At 57.3% G+C, this 25,333-nt stretch carries 29 protein-coding genes; 16 read left to right on the top strand and 13 right to left on the bottom strand.

The features are described from left to right. The first annotated feature begins 87 nt into the window (after positions 1-87). A complete protein-coding gene (locus AC19YX_RS31765; protein ID WP_201132189.1) occupies positions 88-606 on the top strand; it encodes a DUF1993 domain-containing protein in 519 nt (172 codons plus the stop codon). Positions 607-844: 238 nt separating this feature from the next. On the opposite strand, the gene AC19YX_RS31760 is transcribed toward AC19YX_RS31765, so the two are convergent. After that, the gene (locus AC19YX_RS31760; protein ID WP_500607812.1) at positions 845-1,273 is read right to left on the bottom strand and encodes a hypothetical protein; all 429 of its coding nucleotides are present in this window, start codon (positions 1,271-1,273) and stop codon (positions 845-847) included. 871 nt (positions 1,274-2,144) lie between these two features. Between AC19YX_RS31760 and AC19YX_RS31755 the strand changes: the two genes are divergently transcribed. The 5 genes from AC19YX_RS31755 to AC19YX_RS31735 all read left to right on the top strand — a co-directional run bounded on the left by AC19YX_RS31755 (position 2,145) and on the right by AC19YX_RS31735 (position 5,810). After that, positions 2,145-2,531, top strand: coding sequence for a YfeK family protein (locus tag AC19YX_RS31755; RefSeq protein WP_500607811.1), 387 nt, complete (start codon positions 2,145-2,147; stop codon positions 2,529-2,531). A 456-nt stretch (positions 2,532-2,987) separates the two neighbouring features. Continuing rightward, positions 2,988-3,317 carry a hypothetical protein gene (locus AC19YX_RS31750; RefSeq protein WP_201131055.1) on the top strand — a complete coding sequence of 110 codons (330 nt, stop codon included), beginning with the start codon at positions 2,988-2,990 and terminating at the stop codon, positions 3,315-3,317. Between the two features lie 154 nt (positions 3,318-3,471). Then, complete coding sequence (locus AC19YX_RS31745; protein WP_078473052.1) at positions 3,472-3,666, top strand: hypothetical protein; 195 nt, start codon at positions 3,472-3,474, stop codon at positions 3,664-3,666. 461 nt (positions 3,667-4,127) lie between these two features. Next, a complete protein-coding gene (locus AC19YX_RS31740; protein WP_500607810.1) occupies positions 4,128-4,601 on the top strand; it encodes a hypothetical protein in 474 nt (157 codons plus the stop codon). 390 nt (positions 4,602-4,991) lie between these two features. Continuing rightward, positions 4,992-5,810 (top strand): hypothetical protein, encoded by an 819-nt coding sequence (locus tag AC19YX_RS31735; RefSeq protein WP_178102992.1) that lies wholly within the window; start codon positions 4,992-4,994, stop codon positions 5,808-5,810. Between the two features lie 169 nt (positions 5,811-5,979). Here the strand turns inward: AC19YX_RS31735 and AC19YX_RS31730 are convergent, their stop codons facing one another. After that, entirely contained in the window at positions 5,980-6,516 is a 537-nt protein-coding gene (locus AC19YX_RS31730; protein ID WP_078473049.1) for a GNAT family N-acetyltransferase, read from the bottom strand. Between the two features lie 146 nt (positions 6,517-6,662). Here AC19YX_RS31730 and AC19YX_RS31725 point away from each other — a divergent pair, with 146 nt between their 5' ends. Then, complete coding sequence (locus tag AC19YX_RS31725) at positions 6,663-6,968, top strand: putative quinol monooxygenase (protein ID WP_078473048.1); 306 nt, start codon at positions 6,663-6,665, stop codon at positions 6,966-6,968. Between the two features lie 81 nt (positions 6,969-7,049). Here the strand turns inward: AC19YX_RS31725 and AC19YX_RS31720 are convergent, their stop codons facing one another. Both AC19YX_RS31720 and AC19YX_RS31715 read right to left on the bottom strand, forming a co-directional pair. Further along, a complete protein-coding gene (locus AC19YX_RS31720) occupies positions 7,050-7,433 on the bottom strand; it encodes a hypothetical protein (protein ID WP_500607809.1) in 384 nt (127 codons plus the stop codon). A gap of 62 nt (positions 7,434-7,495) precedes the next feature. After that, on the bottom strand, positions 7,496-8,062 hold the full coding sequence (locus AC19YX_RS31715; RefSeq protein WP_500607808.1) for a hypothetical protein: 567 nt from the start codon (positions 8,060-8,062) through the stop codon (positions 7,496-7,498). Between the two features lie 191 nt (positions 8,063-8,253). Between AC19YX_RS31715 and AC19YX_RS31710 the strand changes: the two genes are divergently transcribed. Both AC19YX_RS31710 and AC19YX_RS31705 read left to right on the top strand, forming a co-directional pair. Further along, positions 8,254-8,775 (top strand): GNAT family N-acetyltransferase, encoded by a 522-nt coding sequence (locus AC19YX_RS31710; protein ID WP_500607807.1) that lies wholly within the window; start codon positions 8,254-8,256, stop codon positions 8,773-8,775. A 132-nt stretch (positions 8,776-8,907) separates the two neighbouring features. Next, entirely contained in the window at positions 8,908-9,099 is a 192-nt protein-coding gene (locus tag AC19YX_RS31705) for a hypothetical protein (protein WP_078473045.1), read from the top strand. Positions 9,100-9,341: 242 nt separating this feature from the next. Here the strand turns inward: AC19YX_RS31705 and AC19YX_RS31700 are convergent, their stop codons facing one another. Continuing rightward, on the bottom strand, positions 9,342-9,815 hold the full coding sequence (locus tag AC19YX_RS31700; protein ID WP_078473044.1) for a hypothetical protein: 474 nt from the start codon (positions 9,813-9,815) through the stop codon (positions 9,342-9,344). A 59-nt stretch (positions 9,816-9,874) separates the two neighbouring features. Between AC19YX_RS31700 and AC19YX_RS31695 the strand changes: the two genes are divergently transcribed. After that, positions 9,875-10,195: a hypothetical protein gene (locus AC19YX_RS31695; protein ID WP_500607806.1), complete on the top strand. Its 321-nt coding sequence runs from the start codon at positions 9,875-9,877 to the stop codon at positions 10,193-10,195. Positions 10,196-10,318: 123 nt separating this feature from the next. Continuing rightward, positions 10,319-10,753 carry a hypothetical protein gene (locus AC19YX_RS31690; protein ID WP_500607805.1) on the top strand — a complete coding sequence of 145 codons (435 nt, stop codon included), beginning with the start codon at positions 10,319-10,321 and terminating at the stop codon, positions 10,751-10,753. A gap of 75 nt (positions 10,754-10,828) precedes the next feature. Here the strand turns inward: AC19YX_RS31690 and phnX are convergent, their stop codons facing one another. The 7 genes from phnX to phnD all read right to left on the bottom strand — a co-directional run bounded on the left by phnX (position 10,829) and on the right by phnD (position 17,803). Further along, complete coding sequence (phnX, locus tag AC19YX_RS31685) at positions 10,829-11,656, bottom strand: phosphonoacetaldehyde hydrolase (protein WP_500607804.1); 828 nt, start codon at positions 11,654-11,656, stop codon at positions 10,829-10,831. 86 nt (positions 11,657-11,742) lie between these two features. Beyond that, positions 11,743-12,615 carry a LysR substrate-binding domain-containing protein gene (locus AC19YX_RS31680; protein WP_078473042.1) on the bottom strand — a complete coding sequence of 291 codons (873 nt, stop codon included), beginning with the start codon at positions 12,613-12,615 and terminating at the stop codon, positions 11,743-11,745. A gap of 55 nt (positions 12,616-12,670) precedes the next feature. Next, positions 12,671-13,966 (bottom strand): MFS transporter, encoded by a 1,296-nt coding sequence (locus tag AC19YX_RS31675; protein WP_500607803.1) that lies wholly within the window; start codon positions 13,964-13,966, stop codon positions 12,671-12,673. A gap of 123 nt (positions 13,967-14,089) precedes the next feature. Further along, positions 14,090-15,181, bottom strand: a complete 1,092-nt coding sequence (gene psrA, locus AC19YX_RS31670) for an iron-containing alcohol dehydrogenase PsrA (protein ID WP_078473107.1) — start codon at positions 15,179-15,181, stop codon at positions 14,090-14,092. A 137-nt stretch (positions 15,182-15,318) separates the two neighbouring features. After that, the gene (gene phnE, locus AC19YX_RS31665; protein ID WP_500607824.1) at positions 15,319-16,137 is read right to left on the bottom strand and encodes a phosphonate ABC transporter, permease protein PhnE; all 819 of its coding nucleotides are present in this window, start codon (positions 16,135-16,137) and stop codon (positions 15,319-15,321) included. A gap of 2 nt (positions 16,138-16,139) precedes the next feature. Further along, entirely contained in the window at positions 16,140-16,937 is a 798-nt protein-coding gene (gene phnC, locus AC19YX_RS31660) for a phosphonate ABC transporter ATP-binding protein (RefSeq protein ID WP_201131041.1), read from the bottom strand. Beyond that, positions 16,934-17,803 (bottom strand): phosphonate ABC transporter substrate-binding protein, encoded by an 870-nt coding sequence (gene phnD, locus AC19YX_RS31655; RefSeq protein ID WP_500607802.1) that lies wholly within the window; start codon positions 17,801-17,803, stop codon positions 16,934-16,936. Before phnD ends, phnC begins: the two co-directional genes overlap by 4 nt. A 109-nt stretch (positions 17,804-17,912) precedes the next feature. Here phnD and AC19YX_RS31650 point away from each other — a divergent pair, with 109 nt between their 5' ends. After that, entirely contained in the window at positions 17,913-18,770 is an 858-nt protein-coding gene (locus AC19YX_RS31650; protein WP_500607801.1) for a LysR substrate-binding domain-containing protein, read from the top strand. A 48-nt stretch (positions 18,771-18,818) separates the two neighbouring features. On the opposite strand, the gene AC19YX_RS31645 is transcribed toward AC19YX_RS31650, so the two are convergent. Beyond that, positions 18,819-19,709: a LysR family transcriptional regulator gene (locus AC19YX_RS31645; protein ID WP_078473036.1), complete on the bottom strand. Its 891-nt coding sequence runs from the start codon at positions 19,707-19,709 to the stop codon at positions 18,819-18,821. 110 nt (positions 19,710-19,819) lie between these two features. On the opposite strand from AC19YX_RS31645, the gene AC19YX_RS31640 reads away from it, so the two are divergent. The 4 genes from AC19YX_RS31640 (at position 19,820) to mdeB (ending at position 25,176) form a co-directional block, all read left to right on the top strand. Next, a complete protein-coding gene (locus AC19YX_RS31640; protein WP_078473035.1) occupies positions 19,820-20,827 on the top strand; it encodes a zinc-binding alcohol dehydrogenase family protein in 1,008 nt (335 codons plus the stop codon). Between the two features lie 54 nt (positions 20,828-20,881). Beyond that, a complete protein-coding gene (locus AC19YX_RS31635) occupies positions 20,882-22,066 on the top strand; it encodes an L-dopachrome tautomerase-related protein (RefSeq protein ID WP_500607800.1) in 1,185 nt (394 codons plus the stop codon). Positions 22,067-22,116: 50 nt separating this feature from the next. Then, positions 22,117-22,425: a putative quinol monooxygenase gene (locus AC19YX_RS31630; protein WP_421547570.1), complete on the top strand. Its 309-nt coding sequence runs from the start codon at positions 22,117-22,119 to the stop codon at positions 22,423-22,425. Between the two features lie 87 nt (positions 22,426-22,512). Next, positions 22,513-25,176, top strand: a complete 2,664-nt coding sequence (mdeB, locus tag AC19YX_RS31625) for an alpha-ketoglutarate dehydrogenase (protein WP_500607799.1) — start codon at positions 22,513-22,515, stop codon at positions 25,174-25,176. The last annotated feature ends 157 nt before the right edge of the window (positions 25,177-25,333 follow it).

Raw genomic sequence — 25,333 nt, 5'->3', positions numbered from 1 at the left:
TCGGGGAAGAGGGCGCTTCTATTGCCGGGAGTCGTGCTGCAATCTGCTAGGATTCAGACCGCATTGAATGGCTATCTAGGGAAAAATATGTCGGTCTACTCAGTTACCATCCCCTGTTTCGCGCAGATGCTGCGAGCGTTGTCTTCTCTTTTGTCTAAGGGCGAAGCCACTGCTTTAGAGCGTGGTTACGACCCACACATTCTGCTTGAATCTCGACTCGCACCGGATATGCACAATCTTGCCCAGCAAGTTCAGTACGCCTGTACGCAGGCGCAGGAGGCGGTCCAGCGACTGACGCAGCAGCCAGTAAAATCGTTCACTCCTCCCGAAACCCTGGCAGCAGCGAAGGTGTTGATCGAGCGTACGCTGGCAGTTCTTGATTCGGCGGACCGCACTCAAATAGAGGAAGGGGCTGAGCGCGAAATCGCTATTGAGTTACCAAATGGCATGGCCTTCGATATGACCGGTAATGAGTACGCTGTGAACTGGGCTACTCCACAGTTCTACTTTCACCTGATCACGGCATACAACATCTTGCGCCATAACGGCGTACCTCTCGGAAAAGCCGATTATGTACAGCACATGTTCGCCTACCTGCGACCCTAGTGTCTCTGCTTGACGTCCGGTAACGGCGCAGCCTTCAAGCTTGCTGCGCCACGTGCGGTTGTGGGCGGGCAGGTCTTCAGCCGAACGCCGCGACCCCGCTGGTACATCGCCAAGGCTCGCGATGAAAGTGCAAGGGATCGGTTGGCAGTCCCTTGTCGGATTGCGGTTTCGGTCACGCTGGCTGAGCGCGGCGCCGATAAAAAAGCCCGCGATAGAGGCGGGCTTTAGGTACTGATTTTTAGAGGCAGTCGGACTTGTCTATCTGAAAGACCGCTATAGGTGAGTTGCTTGAGTCGTTGAAGGTGTAATAAACCAACAGTCCTGACTTCACGAAAGTTCCTAGCCCTTTTTCATCGCAGGATACAGACGCCGCAATGGCTTTTCTTTCCTTCTTAAATGCATCGGCCTCAACTTCGTTTTTCGAGACGGTGGTGAGCGTGTATGAGATCCGCATGATCCCATCTTTGTAGGTTACCGAATCGAGGCGATTTGATTCATCGAGCATCTTTGGGGTCCCCGCATTCATGATGAGCGCGGTCCCTCTAAGCTGGCGTTCTTGCTCTTGTTTTTTCTCTTCCGGAGCAGACTGTGCATGCCACACCTGGGCCAGGACAAAGAGTAGAGTCGCTGCCGAAAAAAAAATGATTAATCCGCGGTACTGCTTCAACTGAGAGCTCCATATCAAAAGGCCATCATCTATTTGAGCATGGCACTGCCAGCATCTCAAGTTAGAGAAATGCCGGTTAGGTCTCCGGCGCCAAGCTCCATGGCCGTTTTCAGTTCGCCAGTGCTCATGACCTGCCCAGGAGTCGAACCTGGAAGACTTACGCGCTTGCTATCGGGCGCCCATCGGCTTGCGCGGCATCTCTCTGGCGATGTCGGCCCCATAGTGTCGAATCGATTCACAGATCAGACTCCGATGCAGCCTGCCGAGAAGCACAAGCGACAGGCCGTGGTGATGTATTCAAGGTCGGCGCGCAATTGAATTGCCATGCGACCCGATCAGCAACTGCGATTGCGAGTCGGATGCATGCCGAGCCTTGCATGATAGGAAAAGTCGCGCCTCCCTGGGCATTGCGGTTGAGTGGTGGCAAGCAGTTAAGGTCGCAGGAGATCTAAGAAAGCGGGCCGACTCTTCCGTGGGGCAGCCGCCGAAAGCGGCTGACAGTTGAAGTGATGGCTAATTGAAACTACGATCGCGCCCCTTTAAAGGGAGTCATTCGATGTTTCCAAGATATTTCCGCTGGATTTCGGTGCTGGGCATCCTTGCCGCAGTTGTAGTCTTCATAATCGCCAGCCTGCAGATAGTTACTGGCTCGGCGCCAGCAACAGACCTGATACGGCCCAGCATTGCCGCTATCGCATTTGGCTGGGCTTTCACTCAGTCAACCAAGGTCTGATCTAAATCACTGACTTCATCGGCGGGGTCACGCTTGAGCTCGTATAGCGTTTATTGTGCAAGTCCTGCGCTAATACCAATTTCGTTTATGGGTAGCTCAAAGTGCTACAGTCCCGCCAAATCAAGATGAGGGAGCGGTATGGAAATTATGAAGCGTGGGCTGATTCAATGGCTGACAGCAGTGGGTGTTGGCGCAGTTCTAACGGTTAGTAATCTCCAGGCTCAGACGACGCCGCAGGCCACGCAGGAAATAAACGGCTTGCTGAGCTTTGTTGAGCGCAGCGATTGTTTGTTCGTACGCAATGGGACCGAATACCCAGCACCGCAAGCACGGCAGCACCTCGAGAAAAAGCTGAGTTATCTCGAAAACAAAAATATGGTGAGCAGTGCCGAGGACTTCATCAATCTCGCCGCCAGCAAAAGCAGCATCAGTGGAAAAGCTTATGAGGTGCGATGCCCTTCAGGGACGCAACCTGCAAGTACTTGGCTACAGACCGAACTGCGGCGATTACGCCAACCTCGGTAGTTCGTGTCCAAATAGCCCAGCCTCCTTAGCAAGGGCGGCCGTATTTGCTGTCGTTCCATATAGCGAGTTTCAGAATTTTCTGATTTTCGCCGGCGTCACGCCTCGTTATGGTTCCTGCGCTCTCCCGGCCCATAACTTGCCTACTGCCTATGGTTCAACGTTGCAGGGCCGGGCGAGCTTCTCAAATGAGCTGAGCAGGAATACTGACTGCGATGCTTTCCGGTGTTGACGATAAGTGCAGTTGGCGGGTTCAGGTAACCTCTTGGCCTTACTTGTCATCTCGCTCAATTGCTGGTCGTCACCTCCAATTCGCCCCTCTATAAATGTGATCTGCCTCGCGCTTGCCGTCGAGAACGGCAGGGCACAGCCTTTAAATGCCTACGCGAAGTGACGCACAATAATGCCCGTCTCTGAGGCAGACGCTCGATCGCGTCGTCACAACTAAGGATGGTGACCATGAATTACAAACATCTGCTGCCTGTAATCCTGTTGGCCGGTTGTGTTTCGCAACCCAACCACAATGGGGTCAATTGGGGTGAGGGAGCTTGCCCTAAACCGGCGCCGGAAAGCATCTCCGCCACCCATCATTTGGTGATTGAGGACGGTAAAACGCTGAAGTGCCAAATCCGCCCTTATGTCTGGAATATGGCTTGCCAAGGGATTGTCGATGGCGAGAGTGACGGCGTTGTTTGCCAGGATGGCGCAGGGAACCAAATGATTTTCCTGTTTGATAACAATGGAATGCTGACTACTCATCGCAGCCTGAAGGCAGGCCGGGGCATTTAGATAGGGAATGCTGGCGCTCGTGCCTCAGCAAGACAAGCCTCTATGTCCAAGCAAACTCAACCCTGTGTGACGGGCATAGAGGATCCTCGCCGGCTGGCATGAGTTGTTGAGGTGGGTGATATGCTTCGCTGCTTTTCAAACAAGGAGCGTAATGATGGCCAGTGAAAAACCTGAGGTCTTTCAGGAGTGGTTCACCGCCAAGCGTCGGCGTCGAGTTGGCGGCGTTTTACTTGTCGCGTGGATCGTCGGACTGGTTGTGCATCCAAGTACTAACTGGATCTACTTAATGATTCCCGGAATCATATTTTTCTTCAGTGCCTGGCCGGCTGAAGTTCACGATAAGCGTTGAGGCGTTCTAGGACCGCGCAGCAAGAGCGATCTGCGGCGGTATTCAGAACCTCGACTGCCATTTTTTGATAGGAGTGTTTTCGCAATGGAACTGAAGTCATCGAACAAAAATATCCGAATCGTAGGCTGTGCCGGGATCGTCGCAGGCGCGGCCATGGTCGCAACCAGCCAGGAGAGTTTCGTACATACTTTCGGGATGGGCATTCTTGCTGGAGGCTTGGTTTTTCTCGTGCTTCCGTTTTTCAGGACGACTTGGCGAAAGTAATCAAAACTCCAGTCAATCCAAAGCAAATAGCTTAATTGCGGACCATAAACACACAGGTGTCTGCATCTTGCCGCGAGTGTTGGCAGTAACCGCTGCCGGCGCTGGCTCAGTCTGTTGGTAATCTGCCTTAAGGTCGATTCACCCAGCGCTTAGGCATTAACCGCACAAACCGGAAAGAAGGCATGAAAAGGATAGGAATGATCATGTTGGCTGTCGCAGCGCTTGCAGGCTGTGGCTCTCAACCGATCGATTACGCCGCTAAGGCGCAGCCGGGCATGACCCGGGAGCGTGCTGTATCGGTGGTTGAACAGGTGTTCTATGAGGACTTCAGCAAGAAGCGTCCTCAATATGTTGAGGTCACAGACGAATTTATCCTGCTTTCTGATGGGACTATTTCCAAAAGCTCGGGTTTTGCCACGGCCGCTCCTATTGGTAACGGCGCAATTGCCGCGGGCAACAGCACCACGGTCACCAAAGCGATGGGCCAGCGTATCTATTTCCGCTCGCTGGGCACTACCACCATTCACAAAACTCGCGGCCGCGAAGGGCGCTACACCGTCGTGATTCGCAGTGTTGACGGCAGCGGTCTGCGTAATGTGCACATGCGAACCCAGGCGACCGCCGAACAGTTTATTGATGCGGTGCAGTTTTTGAAGACCATCAGCCGGTAGCGAGCAACCATTGGCACCAAGACCCGCTTCGGCGGGTTTTTTTGATCCCGATGTTCACGAGGTCTGCGCTATGAGGCATGAAAGAAAGGGGAGATAACCCCTTGCAGTGAACGCCACAAAAACTAGATACAAAGCGCAAGATCAAAGTGAGCCTCTCCAGAGGTTACTGGAGAAAACACAATCTAAGAGCCCGTAGCGAGGACCAATATGAGCTTATCGGCGAGGGTGGAACGCTCGGCTCTGGGTGATCGCGTTCTGTATTGATGACGATTTGGGTAGATGATGGCAAAATGACGCCTCTTTTTTGGCGAGTCATTTCTCGCCCCAACCACTGACTCATGCGTACAGCGCGCTTCGCGACGGGCGTCAGAAACAGATAGCAAGGACACTATGAATCCCCTGTTCAAACTAGCGGCGGCTGTTGTTGCCGGTTCACTCCTCGCCGGCTGCGGCGGCGATAACTTCACAGGCGCTTACCGATTCAAGTCCCCCAACAGCGAGAGGACGATGGTCCTCAATGTCCACGGCGATGAAGCAGAGATTTTCGGGCAGGAGGGGGCAGAGGGCCGTATCAAACCCTTGGTCAAAATGAAGGTCTCGGTCAAAGGTGAGAAGCTTCTTCTCGATGATGTGAACGGTACTGAGCGCCTGGCGCTGAAGCGTAACGTCGACGAGCGAAGCCTCGACTGCCTCAACTGCAAGGTGCTGGGCATCAAGGACGAGACGCTTTGGAAGTTTGATCCCAAAGGGCCTTATGACGTAGAGCAAATGCTCAAGGATCAGGCGCGCAAGGATGAGGAGGCACTGAATGCGAAAATGCAAAAGATGCAGGAGCAAATCCTGGAAGACGCCAAGCGGGGGCAGGCCGCTGCGAAGCTTGGCCCGTATGAAGGCGAGTGGGTCTACCAGCGCGTCAGCAAACAAGACCCGCTCAGCATTATGACCATTTTGCGCAAAAGCCAGATCAAACAGTGGTCGTTCAACTTTGAGAGCATGGATCGTCTGTCGCAGATGAATCCTGGATTTGAGGTCACCGACACTGGGCTGAAGATTGGAACTGAGCCAAAGGCTCATCTTTATACCCTCAGCGCTGACAAGAAATCACTGAGCTGCGTGGACTGCCCGCAACCACAGCGCTGGGCCAAGGCCGATCCTAATAAAGACCTTAGTGATCGACATTACGCTCGCCAGATGGCCGGCAGACCCTAACCAATAAGGACGCGCAGCGAGGCTTGGCGAGGCCGGCGGGCTTTCTGAGTTGCGCTGCGTTGTGGCTATCCCGGTAAGGCCTTTCGCGGGAAAAGCGGGCACCGGCGCCAGAGCACGTTCATTGTCTTTTGGCGGCCCTTGGCTGCGGCGAGCACACCTGTTTGGATCGTCAGTCGGTATTCAAAATGGCATACATTTCAAAGTTGCCAGGGCGTCCGCGAACCATGCGAAACGATCTCAGTTTTCCTTCGTATTGGAATCCACACTTCACAAGAACCTTGGCTGAACCACGGTTGGTTTCAAGAACTGTGCCTTGCACCCGTATAAAGCCGTACTCCGTAAATGCCCATTGCGTTACAGACGAACAGACAGCGCTCGCAATGCCTTTTCCCCAATACGCAGGCGCTAGATCATAAGCAATCTCCGCGCTTCGGTTTGCTTCAGAAATGCTGTGGAAGCCGATGGTCCCGATCAGATCACCACTGGCTTGATTGATGATTGCCAGCCGTCTTATCGAGGAGGGTTGTGTCGAGTCTATCTCGTCAAACATGGGAAAAAGATCTTCCTCGGCACGCAAATTCCAACTGGTGTGTTGGGTAACCTCGCTGTTTGAAAGGTAGGCGTACCAGGCTTTTACATCCGTTCGCTCCAGTTGTCGGAGAGAGATATTCAGGAAGTCCACTGTGGGCGCTGTTGGAATCCTCATACTGGGTAACTGATCCTTAGTTTGAGTGGAAACGTATTCTACGTGGTTTTTTAGCCACGACCTGAGTTCGGGAGTTGCAACGGGGCTGCATCTGCGTAGCGTGGTGGCGTACTGTGTCTTTCCTCTCCAACGTTGCGGTATTACTTATGTCTGATGAAGTTCGGCTGGTGGTGATCATTAATACCCAGTCAGGTCGAGGTTCCGAGCAACTGGCGGCTTTTGAACTGCTTGCGCCCTTGGTCCGAGCTGAGCCGGGGTGTATTCAATACGACATGCACCCTGTGGCCGGCAACAGCGACAGTTTTGTGTTGATCGAGAAATGGGCATCAAAAGAAGCGCTGGCGGCTCACAATCTTGCGCCACATATGTTGGAGGCAGCCAAGCGTAACCCAACGTTTCGCGCGGGGCCGGCTACGGTGTTGCTGTTGCAGCCGGCAGTCTCTGTTTCATAAAACCATAGGTTGTCTTGGCCGCTTCTGGCTCATGCGCTGGGTGTTCTGCATAGGGCTGACAGGCAGGCGGAATTCCCAGGGTCAGCTCTTCGGCGAAAAGATCACCTTGACCGGAGCATCGTGTTTGTAAGTCACGGCAGCCGGCCCATAGCCGGGATTGAAATCCGGATGCCAGGCTCTGAGTTCGGTATCTGAAACCCATTCGAGTTGCAGCTGGCTCTTAGGCACGCTGGCGTCGAACTGCGCCAGCGCGTTCACCGCTGATTGGCAGTCTGCCGATAGGCCGGATTCAAGAATGGAGACCTGTATCTTCTCGCTCCAGGTGATTGCACCGCTTTGGGGGCATTGGCGGACCTCGACATGGTATTGCCGACTTGGCGAAGGCAGGTCGGAAACGAGTTTGTTGGGGCCGCAAGCCGCCAATAAAACTGATAGGAAAAGCAGGCCTAGGGTATTTTTCTTCATCGCAGCATTCCAATTGCCAAGGGTTTTCTGGGTGACCTGTCCGTAAGAGCTCCAGCCATCAGCTATTCCTGGCGTTGCTCCTGCTGGCACTGCTCGGAACCAGAGCCTGAAATGGACAGGCCGATGCTGACCGGGTCGACATCGCGCCTACCCACCGTCAGTACGGCCTCAGACGCGCCTTCCAGACTCGCTCCGCGAGATGCCAGCCACTGGGATACTAAAACCTGCTGGCGCTCGTCATCGACGGCTTGGTCGATGGCGACCGAAGGCGGGCCATATCGCTGGGCGAGTAACCGGCTCAGTTCTTCGAAGCGGGCGCGGATAGCCGAGTCCTGCGTATCTCCCGGGATCTCGACCGCCGTGTAGATTTCGCAGAGGCCAACCTCTTTACCGAACTTGAGGGACAACTCCTCAAACCCGGCAATGGGCCTTGGTGGGCGTTCCACCAGCAGAACGTTGCGTCGAGTGTTGCTGCCCAAGACCTGGGTGACGGCCCGGGCCTGCTCGATGGTCATTCCCATCTGCAGGCCGAAAGGCCCGGTATAGATTGCCGCCGCTTCCTGTTTGCAGCCGGTCGTGGCCAGGGTGAGCAGCGACAGCAGAAGCGGGGCCAACGTGTATTTATTCATGGGAATTCCTCTTTCCAATGGCAGGTTAGCCGTTGCTTGACCGGGTCAACCAAGCATTTGTTTTGGACGTTGTACACGGCAATGCCAACCTGTGCTCGACACACTCCTTTGTTCCCTCGCTCAGGCAGGGCTTGAAATGAGGGTCGGGTTGCGAGTATTGCTTGGCGCCAATCAAAGGCAGGGAGCAGGCAGTGATCACAATTCGAGAAGCGACTACCGAAGATATTCAAGCACTGAGTGATATTGGCATAGAGACTTACCGAGAGCATTTTTCGGACATCTGGACTGCCACAGGCATGCAAGATTTCCTGAACCAGGACTTCTCAATCGACGCACTTCAGAAGTCACTGCAGTTGCCCGCCGCCCATCGCTGGCTCTTGGCATCCGACGCAGAGGGCCGTGTTGTAGGCTTTGCAAAGATCAACTGGTCTAAACCGATGCCTGTATCAGCAGAGGTGGGCGCGGAATTGCAGAAAATCTACTTCCTGAAATCACAGGCAGGCAATGGCTACGGGAAGCAACTTCTACAGGTCATTTGCCAGATGGCAAAAGAGCGTGATGAAGGCTTTATAGCGTTGGATGTTCTGAGGACCAATGCCAATGCGCAGCGCTTCTATGAACGCTTCGGGTTCGAGGCAGTGGGCGAAATACCCTTCAGTACCGACAAGGCTGAAATCGGAATGGTGGTGATGCGCCGCGACCTTTCCCGGTAGCGAACTTCACGCTCTACGGGCGCCGCACTCCGAATAGTCTGTCCGGGTATCCAGCATGGATGAAAGCCCAGTAGCTGAAAAAGTGGGAGCCGTAGTAGCGTTATGCCTCCACTCAAATCGAAGGGATATGCCATGAGAAATCACATCAAGGAACCACTGGACCGCGTCAAAGCTCGATCTACATTTGCCTTGCAGCAGGCCAGCAAGCACAGCGACGAGATGCTCATCATCGTCAAGGCGCTGCATGACGCGATATCAGGTCTGAGCGAGTCCATCATGGTGCTCGAAAGCCACCTTGGGGATGTTGAAAAACAGCTTCGCTGATGGAGCGTTTCGCCCTTGGCCTACACATGTCCTGACTGGAGCTGCAGCCGTTCCGGTATGAATTGAAGGCCTGCAAGGTCAACAGGAACGGCGTTCACCGTCGAGCATTTCCTGGCCTTGGTTGGGCAGTCGTCATGAAAGCCGCCACGGGAGTACGCCGCTGGCGGTTTTTTATGGGATTCAACTCGAGGAATGAACAGAGCAGCAGGATGAAACGCCATTCAAGGGACTACGGGCAGGGCTCAACCATGGGTGATGAGCTGCTGCTGATAGCCACCATTATCGACCGGTGCAGGGTATCGGCTTTCATCGATCAATGAGCGCAACTGCTGTGAGTGACTGGATTGCCTGAAGGCCACCTGACATTCGGCTGCGTCGAAAAAGCGTCGCAGATAAGGCAGGGCCAAATGGAGCACGGCTGGCTCGATTTTCAATGAGGCGCTCACGATGTCCAACTGATCGGTCAGGTCACGATATAGATCAATAACCAGGAAACTTTGCTTATCAGCGCACGGGTAAATATGCACGTCGCCGGCGCCAGCAGGCGTGTCGTCGAAGTAGGTATCGTAAAGTTCGGTAATGTTCAGCGCGATTCCCACGGCATTCAATGCGGCCGACAGATCGGCGTTGGGGATGTGCTTGTCTTCGATCCATGTGACCAGGTCGGGCATTGAGACGCAGATGTCGAACTCATTGGCACAGATGATAGGTGTCATGGAAGGCAGATCCTGGCAGTGAAAGCCGGTAATCGTAACACCTTGAGAGAAGAGCTCTTTTGCCAATCGCGTCGATGCGGTTATTTGCTGGGGGCTTGTGCAGCGTGCTCAGGGTAACGTCAGTCTCAGAAGGCAATGACTACAGCCTGCGGCATCTGACGGTGTCCACTCAATGGCAGGATGTAAAGGAACATTGGGTACAACGCACCTTTGTCTGTGCACCGGGTAATCGCAATAACAATGACATGCTTGCAATGGGCAAGATGGAATACATGCAAATGATTCAGACCGCCCAGGCAATGTTCGAAAAGATGGGGCCGAGCCAGAAAAGGAACCAGATGATAGATGACCTGGACACCCTGTTGGGCAATGAAAAATAAGTGGGAATTGGCGCATTGATCAGTAGCAGGAGTCGCCAGTGTTCTTCCTTACATTCACCGGTCTTGGCGGGTCAAGAACCCGTCTTCAACATTTTTGTCTTGCCTATGATAAAGGAAGTAGTGATGTGCAAATGGATTAAGGCATTCTCACTGATATTCATCTTGCCTAGTGTTTTGCTTATCAACGGGTGCCACTTGATTGCCCAGTCTCGCTGGGAAGGACGAGACGTCCAGGAAGCCCTGGATTTATTTGGCAAACCCGATTCAATGCAGAAACAGAACGGCGCTGGCGGCGAAACGCTGGTTCTTCTGACTTGGTATAAATCTTCCAGCTGGACAACCACCGAAGCGGCCGGAACTTCAATGAATCACACGGGCAATGGGATGGTTTACACCGAGTATTACCCAACCGTTGGGCACAGCTCTGATTGCAAACTTGAGGCGACCGTCAATAAAGCCAAAAAAATCGTACTGTTCAGAATTGAGGACGGACGAATCCTGCATGGCAAATGTATAAATGTTCCTTTTGTACCTGGATACATTCCGCCTGGGTTATAGACCAGGTATGCAGAACATGCCCGCCTGAATTAGCCGTGGTGGCGGGCCGGCGCAAGCCGGCCAAGCCGTATTGCGTCAGCAGCCCTGCGGAGTTTCTCCACGAGCAAGGCGGGCATTGATGTCATCGATGACTGTCGGCAGTTCGACGATGGTGTCGATCAGGTAGTGCGGGCGGGCGCCTTCGAACATGTGGGCGATACGGCCACGTTCTGTAGCCAGTTGCTCGTGAGGCAGCGCCTTGTACTGGTCGTAGGTCAAGCCCAGCGCGTTGCCGGAACAGGTCAGGGCGACGGTCCACATGCCGGCACTGCGGCCTTCGAGAATGCCGGGCCAGGTGTCGTCGACCTTGACGCAGGCGGCAACGTCACTGACTCCCAAGGCAATCACATTGGCCAAGGCCTGAGCTGGGTGCGGGCGTCCATTGGGCACTTCATCGGTCGCTACTACATGGTCGGCGACATAGCCGTTTTGTCGCGCCAACTCCACCACTTTGGCCATGACGACTGCCGGGTAACCGGAACACGAACCTATTTTCAGGCCCCTGTCACGCAGCGCGCCGATGGCGTCCAGGGCTCCCGGAATCAGCGCCGAGTGCAAGGCGATCTTTTCGATCTGAAGCGGCATGAAGCGTTCATACAGTGCGGTGACGTCGGCATCGGTCGGCAGGCGACCGAAGACCGCACGATAGCGTTCGGCGATCTGCAGTTGGTTGCACAAGGTGCGGATGTGGTCCCACTTGCCCATGCCCATGGGGCCGCGGGCTTCTTCAAGCGAGACGGCAACGCCGAATTCACCGAAGGCTTCCACGAAGATTTGAGTGGGGGCGAAGGAGCCGAAATCAACGACGGTACCTGCCCAGTCCAGGACCACGGCTTGCAGTTGGGTAGGGTGTTGGTAGTGCATGGTGAGTCTCCATTTTTGCGGTAGGGTCCGGCCGTCCCTCTCATCTGCGAGAAGTAGGCCTTTGAATGGTGCAGCGCGTTAGTGGGTCAGGTTGTCGGCGTTGGACTTGAGTCGAACAGCTCGGCGATCATCGGCCGATTTCGGCGAATACCGAGGCAGCACAGGTGATAGTCGATGGAGAACGGGTGGTTAACAAAGGTGATCGGTTTGGTTCCCGGAGTTTCTGCGTACTCCACGGCGGACACGAAACCGATGCCGATGCCCTTGGCGATGGCGTGGACAATGGCTTCGCGACTGTTGAGCTGCATGACGCAGTTCAGGTCTACGTCCAGCCGCTTGCAGCTTTCCTCGACTAATTGACGGGTGCGTGAGCTTTTTTCGCGGAGTACCCACTTCTCGCCGCTGATTTGCTCGACCCGAACCTCGTCCTGGCTTGCCCAGGGGTGGTCGTCGCGAACCACCGCAATAATCGGGTAGCGTCGGTAAAGCTGGGTATCAAAGCGCTGGTCGAATTCGGAGAGTGCAAGAATTGCCACATCGATATCGAAGTTGAACAAGCGGTCCAGTGTCTCTTTTTCAGGAGAAAACGACGTTTCCAGTTCAATGTCCGGGTGTTGCTGCATCAGCTCATACGTCAGGTTCATCGCAATCGGTGGGGAGACCGCACCCAGGCGCAACATGCCGGTCTTGCGTTGCTTGAAGCTTTGCAAAAGTTGCACGGCTTCATCTTCCTGGCCAAACAGGCCCTGGGTGATTCCATAGAGCTTGTGTCCCGCCGAACTCATCTCGATAAAGCGTCCACGACGATGGAAGAGCTCCACCGAGAATGTTTTCTCCAGCGCGTTTACCTGTTCACTGACCGTTGGCTGGCCGACGCTCAGGTATTGGGCGGCGAGTGTGAAGCTGCCGGTCTTCGCCACTGCATGAAAGGAGCGTAACCACTTGTGGTACTGGTACATGAAAAGATCCTGTTCGTGAGTGGTCAGCCGTGAGTCGCGTCTCTATGTCGAATAGTCAGCGTCGGATGAAAAGCGCGACCGCTGCACTGCACACACATGCCGACGTAACCACGATGAAGATCAACGATGTATTGCCGGTACTGTCGAGCATACTGCCGATCAACGGCTCTGCCAGGCCGGCAAACAGATAGGACGAGAAGTTCATGACTCCGGTTGCCGTGCCGGCCCGTTTTGCTCCGACCAGGTCGGGGCACAGGGCCCAGAAACTCGATGCGGGGCCGTAGACAAAGAAGCCGCAGAGAAACAATGCCACAAGCCCTATTGCGCTATGGGGGGGCAGGCTCCACATCCACAGGCTGGTTGCGGCGCCAAGGAACATGTAAAGCATGATTGCCAGGTAGCGCTTGGAGCCAAACAGCTTGTCCGAAACCCAGCCGTTACTGAGGGCACCAATCGCCATGCCCACCGGCAGGGCAACGGTAATCCACTTCGGATCGATCATGCTGTCGCCGCTTTTCCAGTTGGCCCCCAGAAAATGCACCGGCACCCAGACGATCAGGCCGTAGCGCGCAGCGTTCTGAAACCCCAGGGAGATGGCGGCGACGATCAAGCGGAAATTCTTGAGCACGGCTTTATAGCGTTGCGCGGAGGATTCGACTTCGCCGTCTGCCACCTCGTGGTTTTTATCCTCGGCATTGGCGACGCCGGTATCGGCCAGCGCTTCGAAGCCCAGGTCCTGGGGGCGCTCACGAGCCACCAGGTAGAAAATGATGCCGCCGGCCAACATCAATAAAACCGGCAGCCGAAAGATCCAGCGCCATTCCAGTTGCAGCACCTCAAGCACAATGATTGAAGTCACGTAGGACAGGACTGAGGCGCACCCGGCGGCAAATACATAGAAGCCATACACCTTGCCGCGCTCGCCGGCACTCCACCAATTGGAGATCAACCGACTCCCCGGTGCCCAGCCCAGGGCCTGGAAGTAGCCGTTGATCCCCCAAGGCAAAATAAGACCGACGAAGCCCGAGGCAAAGCTGGTCACCCAGTTAGCTGCACAGGACAGGACGGCGCCGAGGGTCATGATGCGACGGCCGCCGAATTTGTCGGCGAGGTTACCGTTAATGGCTTGGCCGATAGCGTAGGCCCAGAGCATGGCCGCAGACGCCCAGCCCAGTGTTTCCTTGCTCAAGCCGAACTCGGCCTGGATCCCCGGAATGGCGAAGCCGAATGTTTGCCGTCCGGTGTAGAAAAACAAATAGCAGAACATGGCCGCCAGCAGCATGCGCCATTGGGCGACTCGGAACGGTGAAGTGCGGACGGCGAGACCAGGCATGGTGTAGGCACGATTCATGATCTTTTCCTTATTATTGTTCGTTCCCGCCGAGTGAGTTCGGAGGGTGCACTCTTTTCAGGGGCTGCAGGAAATCGTCGCGGCTCGTCATGCCGCTGACAGTGCTTGGGGGGTGGTTGGGCTCTAGGCGGCTTGTGTGCCGATGAAGTTTTTGCCTCTGGCGCCCTGCATGGCGAAGTTGACCATGTCTTCGGCCTCCGATGCCGTGACCCCATAGTCGGAAAACTCGGTTTTTACATCCAGGCTGTGCAGGAATTCACGTAACTGACCCTGAGCCTTTTGCAGGTCGTTACCGAATATGCGCTGCAAAGTCCGGTCGCGTGCGGCGTCGTGGCCCCAGGCCAGGCCCAGCACCAGCGGCAGGGTGAAGGAGCAGGCTATTCCGTGTGCCAGGCCGTAGCGCAAAGTCATTTCGTAGGAGATCGAATGGGCCAGTGCGGTTTTAGTATTGGAGAACGCCAATCCGGCCTTTAGCGCGGCCAATGCCATGCGCGAGCGCAGTTCATGGTTGGATAAGTCACGGCGCAGTTGCGGCAGGCATTCCAGAATGTCCTCGATGGCAGAGACGGCCAAGGTGTCCGAAACCGGGTTGGCATTGATGTTCCAGATCGACTCAAGGGCATGGGACAGCGCATCCAGCCCCGTTGAAACCGTGACCCCCGCCGGAACCGTAAGCATCAGTTGTGGGTCGATAATGGCCACTTTGGGCCAGGTGCATTCCAGGTGCAGGGAGTATTTCTTGTGGCTGGCCGAATCCCAGATCGTGGCCCAGGGAGTGACTTCGCTGCCGGTGCCCGCCGTGGTCGGGGCCGCGATCAGTACCTTGCTACGCACCGGGACGAACGTCTTTCCCGTGGACAGCAGCGCGAGCAATTCATCAAAGCGCCCCGACTCGGTGCCCACGATCAACGCTTTGGCCGTATCGATCGCGCTGCCACCCCCGACGGCGATGACCGTCTGGCAGTCGCCGGCCTGTTGCCAGAAACGATCGTAAGTGTCGCGCAGGTGGGCCACGTCCGGGTTGGGTTGGACATCGTCGATGACGTACACCAGGCGCTCGCCCAGCAAGTCATGAATCCGATCGAGCAACCCCAGGCCGCGAGCTTCAGGAAAGGTAACGAGGGCGACTTTCTGGTTTTCGGTGATAGCGACCAGTTCAATAAGGCTGTTCCAGCCAAAACGGGTGTCTACAGGGTTGTGGAATCGGGTGGTCATGGTGAGTCCCTGGTTTTTGTTGTTGGAAGTGGCCCCATACTCGGGGCCCTTCAACAACAGCTCAAATCGATAATTCGCAGGCTTTAATCGGCTGGCCCGATACCTGAGCCAGCAAGGTGCTTGTGCATCCGCTGGCTTCAGCGATGAGCTCCTCGCTGAATCGCATTGCGCAATCTCCCGGAGACGGCATCGGCCGCGATCACCATCAGGGTGATGACGATGATGCAGGTGGCGGTTTCCTGATACTTGAAGAGCTTGAGACTGCTCACCAGCTCAAACCCGAGCCCGCCGGCACCGACCATGCCGAGCACGGTGGCCGAGCGCAGATTGACTTCGAAGCGGTACAGGATCACGGCAATCCAAGCGGTGATGACTTGTGGCAGCACGCCAAAAACGATGACCTGCAACGGTCGGGCACCGGTCGCCTGCAATGCCTCTATCGGGCCCTGATCAATCTCCTCGATGCTTTCGGCAAAGAACTTGCCCAGCATGCCCAGGCCGTGCAGCGCCAATGCCAGTACGCCAGGGAAGGGGCCCAGGCCAACGGCCGAGACGAATATCAACGCCAGGATCAGTTCGTTGATGCTGCGGGTCACGTTGAGGAACTGCCGGGTCGCATGGAACACCAGGCGATTCCGGCTCAGGTTGCGTGCGGCGAGAAATGCCAGCGGGATGGCCAGTAACACGCCGAGCAGTGTGCCCCAGATCGCGATTTGCAGCGTTTCAACGGCGGGCGCCAGCAATCTTGGGAGGATGCTCAGGTCTGGTGGAACCGTGCGCGCCAGGAAATCGCCGATTTGCGGCAGACCGGCAGCCAGTTCACCCACGCTCAACTGCGCGCCCGCGGCGCTCCAGTGAAGTGTCGACACCACGGCCAGTACAACCGCGCACGTCGATAGCCAACCGCGGGTTCCGCGAGGCAGGTCCACGGTCCACAGATAGTTTTGCTGTTTCATGTTCAAACCCTCAGCTCTGTGGCTCGGATCAGCGGCTTGGCCGCTGTCGCCTCTGCATCCTCTGCCGACACTGCCTGGCCAGGGTAGATGCGCTGCAGATCAGCTTCGGTCATCTGGGCCGCGTTGCCGTCATACACCAGCTTGCCGTGGGCCAGGCCGACAATCCGATCCCCAAACTCGCGGGCGTAATCAACCTGGTGCAGGTTGCACACCACTGTGATCCCCAATTCACGGGTGGCATCGCGCAGGTATTGCAGCACCAGGCGCGCCGTGTTCGGGTCGAGACTGGCCACCGGCTCGTCCGCCAGGATCACCTTCGGTCGTTGCGCCAGGGCCCGGGCAATGCCTACCCGCTGCATCTGCCCTCCAGACAGTGCATCGGTGCGCTCCCGGGCTTTATGCACCAGCTCCACGCGCTCCAGGCATTGCATGGCCAACGCCACATCTTCGCGACTGAACAGCTGTAAGATCGAGGTCAAGGTAGACACTGCGCCCAGGCGGCCGGTGAGCACATTTTTCAATACGCTGAGGCGTGGCACGACGTTGTGGTGCTGGAAGATCATTGCCGCCTGACGTCGCAGGGCGCTGGTATCGCGACAGGCCAGTGCATCCATGCCCGCCACGGTAAGCGTCCCGGAATCAGCCTGGACCAGTCGATTGATACAGCGCAGCAACGTCGACTTGCCTGCGCCGGATTGGCCCAGCACCACCACAAACTCACCGGCGGCGACGTCCAGGTCGACACCGCGCAAGACCGTGTTGGAGCCGTAATGCTTGGTCAGTTGGCGGATGCTGATCATTTCAGTCTCCGCAAATCGAGGTCGAGGACCTTGGCGGTTTCGCGCACCACGTCGTAAGCCGCATCAGTGGTGGGCTGGAAGCCATCCAGTTGGCCTTGGTCACCCCAAGGCACGTCCTTGATCGAAGCCAGGGCCGCAGCGACTTTCTCTTTGAGCGCCGGGTCGAGATTTTTGCGCCAGACCATTGGCGACTCCGGAATCGGCCGCGAACTCCAAACAATCTGGAGGTCATCGTCTTTGACCAGGCCTCTGGCCACTGCGTTGGCAAGAATGCGGTCGGCCACTGCGGCGGCGTCGACCTTGCGGTTCGCGACCGCGAGGATGCTGGCGTCATGGGAGCCGGAGAAGATTACCCGTGAAAACAGTTTTTCCGGATCGAAGCCGGCCTGCTCCAGCCCGGCCTTGGGGAATAGGTGACCGGATGCAGAGCTTGGATCGACAAAGGCGAAGGTATGGCCCTTGAGGTCGGACAATTCACCAATCCCACTGTCCTTGTGCGCCAGAATCAGGCTGTGGTAGGCGCTCTGGCCGGTTTTTTTGGTGACCGCCACCGCGAAGGCCTCGACATCGGCCACCGACGTAGCCAGCACATAGGAGAACGGACCGAGATAGGCCACGTCCAGTTTGCCGGCCCGCAATGCTTCGATGATGCCGTTGTAGTCGGTCGCAACAAAGGGCTCGACGGGCATGCCCAGCTTTTTCTCCAGACTGCTGAGTACCTGCTTGCTGGACTCGATCATTGCCTGGGAGTCCTCTGATGGGATCAGGCCAATTCTCAGCTTGTCGTTCGCCGAGGCTTGGCAGGCAGCGCTTATCGAGAGGCAGGCAATAGCGGCGATACGCAAGAATCTGGAGAAATTGTTCATGGCATTCCAGGAGGTTGGTTGAAGTGGCCTCAGGCTAGAAATGTCACGTGACAGTCATACGATCAATTCAATATGGATTTCAGCACTCAACTATTGATGGGATCTATGGATGTCCACCGCAAAGATGCGCGCCTTTCTCGCCGTGGCCCGCCACGCAAGTTTCAGCGCCGGCGCACGGGCGCTGGGGCTCAGCCAGCCGACGTTGACCACCCAGGTACAGAGCCTGGAGCGCCAGTACAATCTGGAACTGTTCAATCGCCGGGGACGGCGCATCGAGTTGTCGGATGTCGGCCGGCAGTTGCTGCCGATCGCTCAAGCAATGGCGGCGCTGGACCTGGATGCGCACAATCTGCTGCGTGACTCCGGTCAGCTGGACAGTGGCCAGTTGAAGCTTGGCGCGGTCGGCCCCTTTCACGTGATCGAAATGGTGGATAACTACCTTCAGCGCCATCCGCGCATCGACGTGTCGATCCGGGTCGGCAACTCGGCCCAAGTGCTGGCTGATCTTGAAAACTATGTGACGGATATTGCGGTGCTTGCCGGTCGAAACGATGATCCAGGGCTCTGCTCGGTGCATTACGCGCGCCACCCGATCATTCTGTTTGCCCACCATGAGCATCCTTTTGCCGGGCGTGGTTCAGTGCGCCTGGAGGAGCTGGAAGGTCAACGGCTGCTGCAACGCGAGCCCGGGTCGACCACACGTCTGGTCCTGGAACAGGCGTTGCTCGCGGCAGCAATCGTTCCGCGCATCGCCATGGAAATCGGCAGTCGCGAAGCCTTGCGCGAGGCCGTGGTGCGGGGGCTGGGGCTGGGTGTTGTCTCCGAGGCCGAGTTCATTGCCGATCCTCGTATTCGCACGATCCGCATTGCGGGCGATCCGCTTTACACCGAAACCTATCTCTATTGCCTGGCGGAGCGACGTACCAGTCGGCTGATCAGCTCATTTTTCGATGTGGTTCTGGCTTAGCCGGTAACTGCCCGGGACCTGAGGATGTTACTGCCCCACAGCATGAGCTCAGATGCGCTCCAGCATGGAGAATTGACTGCTGAGCCAACTGTAGAGCTGAGTCACCGCTGGCGAAATCTGTTTACGGTGCGGGCACACCAGGCTTAACGGCGAAGCGTCGCCGGGGTACTCAGGCAGTAGCACCACCAGGCGTCCAGCCGCTACATCGCTGCTGACATCCAGCCAGGATTTGTTGGCGATACCTTCTCCGCCCAGGGCCCAGCGTCGGACCACATCGGCGTCGTCACTGAACAGTGGGCCGCTCACCTGGATCGACTGGTTACCCAGGCGCCACTTGTCGTAGACCCGGCCGTTTTGCAGGTAGAGCAAGCACGGATGGCGGCTCAGGTCATCCGGGGTGCTCGGGTATCCATGGCGCTCGACATAGTCTGTGGAAGCGACCAGCACCCTGCGATTCCAGGGCGCCAGGGGCAGGGCAACATAGTTGGCATCCTCATTCGATCCGTACCGTATCGCCACATCGACCGGTTCGCGAAACAGATCCGCCACCTGGTCGGAGAGGACAAAACGCAAACTGAGTTCCGGATGCTGGCGGCGGAATGCCGAGAGCCATGGCAGCAGAATATTGCGCCCCAGATCGGACGGTGCCGCCACTTGCAGTACTCCACGAAGACGGGCATTTGCTCCGTGCAGGCTTTCCTCTCCTTGCTTCAAGGTCTCAAGCACAGAGAGGGCGGTGGGCAGGTACTGCTCACCCTCGGCAGTCAATCTGAGGCTGCGGGTGGTGCGGGCGAACAAACGCACATCCAGCTCGCGCTCCAGGCGCTTGATCGCCGCTGCAACCTGGCCAGGTAACAGATCTGCTTCCAGTGCTGCGGCGGTGAAGCTGCCCAGTGCGGCGCTGCGCACGAACAGGCCAAGGTCATCAATACGGATCATTTTCACTCCTGCAGTGAAAGTGTTGGCGCATTCTGCAGGTTTTTCTTTGCCCATGGGAAGCCGAAGATGATCGCAATTGAGCGCATCAGCCCTTCATACAGCGAGTGTCCATGAAAGCGATTTCCTTTACCCAACACGCCTTGCCCATCGAAGATCCTCAGGCACTGCAGGATATTGACGTTCCTGTGCCGACTCCTGGCCCCAGGGATCTGCTGGTGGAAGTGCAGGCGGTTTCAGTCAACCCGGTCGACACCAAAGTGCGTGCTGGGACTTTCACCAGAGAACCGAAAATCCTGGGCTGGGATGCCGCCGGTATCGTCCGTGAAGTGGGCGCTGAAGTGACACTGTTTCATCCCGGCGATGAAGTGTTCTACGCGGGCTCCATTGTCCGCGCCGGCAGCTATAGCCAATTGCACCTGGTGGATGAGCGAATTGTCGGGCATAAGCCGCGATCGTTAGGTGCAGCCTCCGCTGCAGCGTTGCCGCTGACGTCGATAACCGCCTGGGAACTGCTGTTTGACCGCCTGGGGGTCGCCGAGGAGTCAGGGCAGGGCGAGTGTCTGCTGATCATCGGTGCGGCCGGTGGCGTTGGTTCGATGCTGGTGCAACTGGCCCGCCAGTTGACCCGGCTGACCGTTATCGGTACCGCTTCGCGGGCGGAGACCGCAGATTGGGTTCGGCACATGGGGGCCCACCATGTGATCGACCACAGCCAGCCACTGCTTCCCCAGTTGGAAGCACTGGGAGTGGCAGAGGTCAGCTATGTGGCCAGCCTGACCCATACCGAGCTGCACCTTTTGCAGTTGATCGAGGTGCTGCGTCCGCAGGGGCGCCTGGCTGTGATCGACGACCCGCAGAGCCTGGATGTGATGCCCCTCAAGCGAAAGTCCCTGTCGTTGCACTGGGAACTCATGTTTACCCGCTCGCTGTTCGAAACCCCGGACATGATCAAGCAGCACCACTTGCTCAATCGCGTCTCCAACCTGATCGATCAGGGCGTTTTACGAACCACCCTCGGGGAGCACTTCGGCCTCATCAATGCCGCCAACATGCGCCGCGCCCATGGGCTGGTCGAGAGCGGCAAAGCCAAAGGCAAGATCGTTCTCGAAGGTTTCTGATCATCGTCCCCACACCTGCAGGTGGGCCGCTGACAGGCCCATCGGGAGCACACCATGCGCATTAAAAACCTACCCGCAGTACTCGCGATAGTCTCGGCAGCGGTGTTCGCCGTGCCGATGACCCATGCAATAACCGCCGTCGGATTGGCTGAAGATGCACCCGCCGACAAAGCCTTCGGCAAGCTTGAGCAGGTCCATGCTTTTTACGATGCCATGCCCACGGGGGTGACCGTCAGTGAGACCGGACGGATTTTCGTCAACTTCCCACGCTGGGGCGACACGGTGCCGTTTACGGTGGGTGAAATTCGCGATGGAAAGGTGGTGGCCTACCCCAATGCGCAGATCAACCAGGAGAACCCTCGGGATCCGGGCGATGGTTTGATCAGCGTGCAAAGTGTCGTGGCCGATGGTCAGGGCCGTGTCTGGTTGCTCGACACCGCGGCTCCCGGGTTCTCGGATCCGAAGCCGCGCGGGGCGAAACTGGTGGCGGTGGATCTTGCCAGCAACCGTATCGTCAAGCGGCTGGTGTTTCCGGATAACGTCATGTTGCCCAGCACCTATGTCAATGACATGCGCTTTGACTTTCGCACGGGAACGCAAGGCACGGTCTATATCACCGACTCCTCCCTGCGTGGCCCCGGCGCGATCATTGTCATGGATATCGCCAGTGGACGTGCCATCCGGCGCTTGAGCGGCGCCCCGGCCACCTCGGTTGCCCCAGGATTTGTGCCGGTCGTCGAAGGCTTGCCGGTCATGGTCGATGGACCGAATGGTGAGCGCAAGCCGCTGGCGGTAGCCTCGGACGGTATCGCCTTGTCAGCAGACGGGAACACCCTCTACTTCACGCCACTGTCCAGTCGGCATCTGTTTGCTGTCTCCACGGCGTTGCTGCGCGATGCCAACGTCAGCGAACAGCAGCTTGCCGCCGCGGTGCAGGACCTGGGGGAAAAAGGCGCCTCCGATGGTTTGGAAGCCGACGCCGACGGCGCCATTTACGCGGGGGACTACGAGCACAACGCCATCCGCAGGCGCCTGCCTGACGGGCGTTGGCAAACACTGGTGCACGATCCCCGGTTGCTCTGGCCCGACACCCTGGCAATTGGTCCGGATGGTTATCTGTACTTCACCGCGAACCAATTGCACCGCCAGGCAGCGTTCCGTTCCGGCCAGGATCAGCGGGAAAAGCCCTACAGCCTGATGCGGCTCAAAATCGACGCCGCGCCAGCGCCAACCCGCTGATCGCACCCCATGCCACCGTTTACATAATGCGAACCCTGGAGAGTTTGATGATGAATGCGTCCCATCAGGCAGTGGTCTCGATTGCAGTGCTCAAGGCCAAGACCGGCCAACGGCAGGCGTTGAAAGAGGCGTTGTTGGCACTGATAGAACCGACCCGGGCGGAACCTGGAAACCTTGATTACGTGCTGTTCGAGCTGCGCGATGAGCACGGAACGTTCTATATGCGCGAAGCCTTCAAGGATCAAGCCGCGCTCGATGCTCATTTCGCCATGCCGTACTTTCAACGCTTTGCCGCCACGGCCGGCGCGCTTTTGGATGAGCCGTTGCAACTGATATTTCTTGAGCAAGTTTCGGCCTAGCCCAGTTGCCAATTTCAGTCGTCCACTCAACCTCTCAGGCACGCTAGCGTGCCGGGTGGTTGCTCCTGTCTGTCGGGGTGCCCTGCAATGAAAGACTTCACGCAACGTCCAACCCATGGATCACCTGTCGACGACGATGTGGACGTCAGTGAAACCAACGAGTGGCTTGAAGCCCTGAAGGGCGTCGCCCGGGTAGGGGGCCGGCCGCGCGTCCGGTACTTGCTGCAGCGGTTGGCCGAGCAGGCCAATCGCCTGGGTGTCCCGGGCGCCGCGAATGCGTATTCGCTCTACCAGAACAGCATTGCGCTCGAACAGCAGCCGGTTTACCCCGGCAACCTGGTGATGGAGGAACGGATCACCTCGATCATCCGCTGGAATGCGCTGGCCATGGTCGCCCGGGCGAACAAGGCCTATGGCGAGCTAGGCGGTCACATCGCCAGTTACGCATCGGCCGCCGAGATATTCGAGGTAGGGTTCAATCACTTTTTTCGGGCTGACAGTGAAGAGGGGCGGGGCGATCTGGTTTACTTCCAGGCCCACTCTGCCCCCGGCGTCTATGCGCGGGCCTTTCTCGAAGGGCGCTTGCAGGAGGCGCAACTCGAGCGCTACCGGCAAGAAGTGCAGGGCGCAGGGCTGTGCTCCTATCCGCATCCGTGGCTGATGCCCGATTTTTGGCAATTTCCTACCGGTTCCATGGGGATAGGGCCGATCAATGCCATTTACCAGGCGCGGTTTCTGCGTTACCTGCAGCACCGTGGGTTGGATTCGACTGCGGGGCGTCATGTCTGGGGAGTCTTTGGTGATGGTGAGATGGATGAGCCGGAGTCCATGGCTGCGTTGTCATTGGCCGCACGGGAAAACCTGGACAATGTCACGTTTGTGATCAATTGCAATTTGCAACGCCTGGACGGCCCCGTGCGAGGCAATGGGCAGATCGTCCAGGAGCTGGAATCGTTGTTCAGCGGTGCCGGATGGAATGTGATCAAGGTGCTTTGGGGGTCGGATTGGGACCCACTGTTTGCCCGTGACGAGGGGCAGGCGCTGTTACGTCATTTCGCCGGAATGGTGGACGGCCAGTACCAGAATCTTGGGGCCAATGACGGCGCCTATAACCAAAGTCACTTCTTCGATCAGGACCCGCAATTGCAGGCACTGGTGGCCGACATGAGCCCGGATCAGATCGACGCGTTGCGCCGGGGCGGACATGATTTTCGCAAGTTGCATGCTGCATTCGACGCCGCCAGGCGACACCAGGGGCGACCGACGGTGGTGCTGGCCAAAACCAAGAAAGGCTATGGCATGGGCCGGATCGGCGAGTCGCGCAATACGTCCCATCAACAGAAAAAACTGGATGTCGAGGCGCTCAAGGCGTTTCGCGATCGTTTTGCCTTGCCGCTCGATGACCAGGCCGTGGAGGAAATGCGTTTTTACCGGCCAGCCGAAGACAGCCCCGAGTTGCGTTACCTGCATCGGCAGCGCCAAGCCTTGGGCGGTTATCTGCCCAAGCGCAGCAGCCAGGTTGCCTCGGTCGAAGTCCCGCCGCTCGACAGCTATGGGCGCTTTGCCCTGACCGCCGATGAGCGGGAGATATCCACGACAATGGCGGTTGTGCGCCTGTTCACCCAACTGATCAAGGACAAGCAGTTGGGGCCGCGCATCGTGCCCATTGTGGCGGATGAGGCGCGGACTTTTGGCATGGCCAACCTGTTCCGTCAGATCGGCATCTACTCGGCAGTGGGGCAGTTGTATGAGCCGGAAGACGCCGGTGCATTGCTCTACTACAAGGAAGCCGTCGATGGGCAGTTGCTGGAAGAGGGCATCACCGAGGCGGGCGCCATCTCTTCCTGGATCGCCGCTGCTACTTCGTACAGCGTCAATGGTGAGCCGATGCTGCCGTTCTATATCTACTACTCGATGTTCGGTTTTCAGCGCATTGGCGACCTGATATGGGCCGCCGCTGACCAGCGGGCCAGGGGATTCCTGATCGGTGCGACTGCGGGGCGTACCACCCTGGCGGGCGAAGGGTTGCAGCATCAGGATGGCTCCAGCCAACTGATGGCAGCCACGGTCCCCAACTGTCGCGCCTACGATCCGGCATTCGCCAGCGAGGCGGCTGTGATTATCGATCACGGCAGCCGGCGCATGCTGGAACAGCAGCAGGATGAGTTCTATTACCTGACAGTGACCAACGAAAACTACGTCCAGGCTTCACTGCAGCCCAGCGAACATGAAGACGTCATTCGCGGCATGCGCCTCTACGCTCGTTACGGTGACCAGGTGCCTTCGGTACGCCTGCTCGGTTCGGGGGCCATTCTGCGCGAGGTGATCGCTGCGGCACGGATGCTGGACGAAGAGTGGCAGTTCAGTGCGGAAGTCTGGAGCGTGACGAGCTTTTCCGAACTGGCCCGTGAAGCCCGCGAAACGCAGCGTCAACAGATATTCGGTGGTGACGTACAACAACCCAGTCACTTGCAGCGCTGCCTGCCGGGTAGCACCCCGATCGTGGCGGCCAGCGATTACGTACGGGCCTATGTGCAGTTGCTGGCCCCCTATTTACAGGCGCCCTACATCACCCTCGGGACCGACGGTTTCGGGCGTAGTGACACACGTGCGGCTTTGCGCAGTTTTTTTGAAGTGGATCGGTACCACATCGTACTGGCGGCGCTGGCCTTGGTTGATGCCGACGCCCATGCCCGTGCACGTGCGAAATATGGCATCGATGCGAAGGCTCAAGCCCCCTGGAATTGCTGAGGCGCGAGCATCCATCTGCTGCGCAAAGGCCCGGTTGTCGGTCCTAACGGCACCGGAAGTTGCAACGTGGCAGCCGATGAGGTTCAGGCCATAGGTTTGCCCATGGCTCATCTGTTAGTGTGTGCACGCTTTTTTCGATCCGCTCATAACCTGATGT

Source organism: Pseudomonas sp. MF09150, assembly GCF_059862355.1.
The sequence above is the reverse complement of the archived record's forward strand: the minus strand, read 5'-3'. Positions and strand labels throughout refer to the sequence as shown.